We start from the raw sequence: 3,207 nt of genomic DNA, 5'->3' as shown, positions 1-3,207 counted from the left end.
TCAAATTTGTTCTTTGAAAACTAGATAATATTTTTCTAAAATAATTAACAAACCGAGAACACCGCGTTTTAAAGAGTTTAAAACAAGAAAAATCTTGAACGCTAAACTCATAACCGCTTTACCGTAGGTAAAGATAGGTTAAGTTATTAAGGGCGCATGGTGAATGCCTTGGCACTAGGAGCCGATGAAGGACGGGACTAACTCCGATATGCTCCGGGGAGCTGTAAGTAAGCTATGATCCGGAGATTTCCGAATGGGGAAACCCAATAGTTTTAATCGACTATTACTGCTGGTTGAATACATAGACCAGTTAGAGGAAGACGCAGGGAACTGAAACATCTAAGTACCTGCAGGAAGAGAAAGAAAAATCGATTCCCTAAGTAGCGGCGAGCGAACGGGGAATAGCCCAAACCAAGAAGCTTGCTTCTTGGGGTTGTAGGACTGAATATTTGAGTTACCAAAGAATGTCATAATCGAATGATTTGGGAAGATCAGCGAAAAAAGGTGAAAGCCCTGTAGATGAAATGACATTCTCTCAATTCAGGATCCTGAGTACGGCGGAACACGTGAAATTCCGTCGGAATCCGGGAGGACCATCTCCCAAGGCTAAATACTCCCTAGTGACCGATAGTGAACCAGTACCGTGAGGGAAAGGTGAAAAGCACCCCGGAAGGGGAGTGAAATAGTTCCTGAAACCATGTGCCTACAAGTAGTTAGAGCCCGTTAATGGGTGATAGCGTGCCTTTTGTAGAATGAACCGGCGAGTTACGTTTGCATGCAAGGTTAAGTCGGAAATGACGGAGCCGTAGCGAAAGCGAGTCTGAATAGGGCGTTTAAGTATGTAGACGTAGACCCGAAACCAAGTGACCTACCCATGTCCAGGTTGAAGGTGCGGTAAAACGCACTGGAGGACCGAACTCATGTATGTTGAAAAATGCTGAGATGAGGTGTGGGTAGCGGAGAAATTCCAAACGAACTTGGAAATAGCTGGTTCTCTCCGAAATAGCTTTAGGGCTAGCCTCGGAAGTAAAGGATCGTGGAGGTAGAGCACTGTTTGGACTAGGGGCCCATCTAGGGTTACTGAATTCAGATAAACTCCGAATGCCATCGATCTATATCCGGGAGTCAGACTGCGAGTGATAAGATCCGTAGTCGAAAGGGAAACAGCCCAGACCACCAATTAAGGTCCCTAAATATATGTTAAGTGGAAAAGGATGTGGAGTTGCACAGACAACTAGGATGTTGGCTCAGAAGCAGCCACCATTTAAAGAGTGCGTAATAGCTCACTAGTCGAGTGACCCTGCGCCGAAAATGTACCGGGGCTAAACATATTACCGAAATTGTGGATGCAACCGTAAGGTTGCGTGGTAGGAGAGCGTTCTAAGGGCAAAGAAGCTAGACCGTAAGGACTGGTGGAGCGCTTAGAAGTGAGAATGCCGGTATGAGTAGCGAAAGACAGGTGAGAATCCTGTCCACCGAATGACTAAGGTTTCCTGGGGAAGGCTCGTCCTCCCAGGGTTAGTCGGGACCTAAGCCGAGGCCGAGAGGCGTAGGCGATGGATAACAGGTAGAGATTCCTGTACTAGTTATTATTGTTTGAACAATGGAGGGACGCAGGAGGCTAAGTATGCACACTGATGGATATGTGTGTCCAAGCAACGAGTTTGTAAGCGAGTCAAATGCTTGCTTATAAGGACGAGTTGTGATGGGGAGCGAAATAATAGTAGCGAAGATACTGATGTCACACTGCCGAGAAAAGCTTCTAGTTAGATAATAACTACCCGTACCGCAAACCGACACAGGTAGTCGAGGAGAGAATCCTAAGGTGAGCGAGAGAACTCTCGTTAAGGAACTCGGCAAAATGACCCCGTAACTTCGGGAGAAGGGGTGCTGAACGTAAGTTCAGCCGCAGTGAATAGGCCCAAACGACTGTTTATCAAAAACACAGGTTTCTGCAAAATCGTAAGATGACGTATAGGGGCTGACGCCTGCCCGGTGCTGGAAGGTTAAGAGGATGGGTTAGCTTCGGCGAAGCTCAGAATTGAAGCCCCAGTAAACGGCGGCCGTAACTATAACGGTCCTAAGGTAGCGAAATTCCTTGTCGGGTAAGTTCCGACCCGCACGAAAGGCGTAACGATTTGGGCACTGTCTCAACGAGAGACTCGGTGAAATTATATTACCCGTGAAGATGCGGGTTACCCGCGACAGGACGGAAAGACCCCATGGAGCTTTACTGTAGCTTGATATTGGGTGTTTGTACAACTTGTACAGGATAGGTAGGAGCCATAGAAATCGGGACGCTAGTCTCGGTGGAGGCATTGGTGGGATACTACCCTCGTTGTATGAACACTCTAACCCTCACCAATAAACGTGGTGGGAGACAGTGTCAGGTGGGCAGTTTGACTGGGGCGGTCGCCTCCTAAAAGGTAACGGAGGCGCCCAAAGGTTCCCTCAGAATGGTTGGAAATCATTCGCAGAGTGTAAAGGCACAAGGGAGCTTGACTGCGAGACTTACAAGTCGAGCAGGGACGAAAGTCGGGCTTAGTGATCCGGTGGTTCCGCATGGAAGGGCCATCGCTCAACGGATAAAAGCTACCCTGGGGATAACAGGCTTATCTCCCCCAAGAGTCCACATCGACGGGGAGGTTTGGCACCTCGATGTCGGCTCATCGCATCCTGGGGCTGTAGTCGGTCCCAAGGGTTGGGCTGTTCGCCCATTAAAGCGGTACGCGAGCTGGGTTCAGAACGTCGTGAGACAGTTCGGTCCCTATCCGTCGCGGGCGTAGGAAATTTGAGAGGATCTGTCCTTAGTACGAGAGGACCGGGATGGACACACCGCTGGTGTACCAGTTGTTCCGCCAGGAGCATCGCTGGGTAGCTACGTGTGGATGAGATAAACGCTGAAAGCATCTAAGTGCGAAACTCACCTCGAGATAAGATTTCCCATTCCTTCGGGAAGTAAGACCCCTGAGAGATGATCAGGTAGATAGGTTGGAAGTGGAAGTACAGTGATGTATGAAGCGGACCAAAACTAATCGGTCGAGGACTTAACCAAAGAAGAGAAATGCGGACGGTAAGTTGATTAGAGAAGAGAAATATTAGCTAGTTTTGAGAGAACAAAGTTTTCTCAAGCAAAAGAGTGCGGTGATGATGGCAAGAAGGATACACCTGTTCCCATGTCGAACACAGAAGTTAAGCTTCTTAGCG

General features: G+C 48.4%; 2 rRNA genes. Both read left to right on the top strand.

Annotated elements, in window-relative coordinates:
* Positions 1 to 136 precede the first annotated feature (136 nt).
* Positions 137 to 3,055 (top strand): 23S ribosomal RNA (locus GSM_RS13465).
* Between the two features lie 85 nt (positions 3,056 to 3,140).
* A 5S ribosomal RNA gene (rrf, locus tag GSM_RS13460) occupies positions 3,141 to 3,207 on the top strand; the annotation flags it as partial.

The sequence above is a fragment of the Liquorilactobacillus mali KCTC 3596 = DSM 20444 genome, from assembly GCF_000260415.1.
Lineage (GTDB): Bacteria > Bacillota > Bacilli > Lactobacillales > Lactobacillaceae > Liquorilactobacillus > Liquorilactobacillus mali.
Note: the sequence above shows the minus strand (reverse complement) of the source record. Positions and strands in the feature narration are given on the sequence as shown.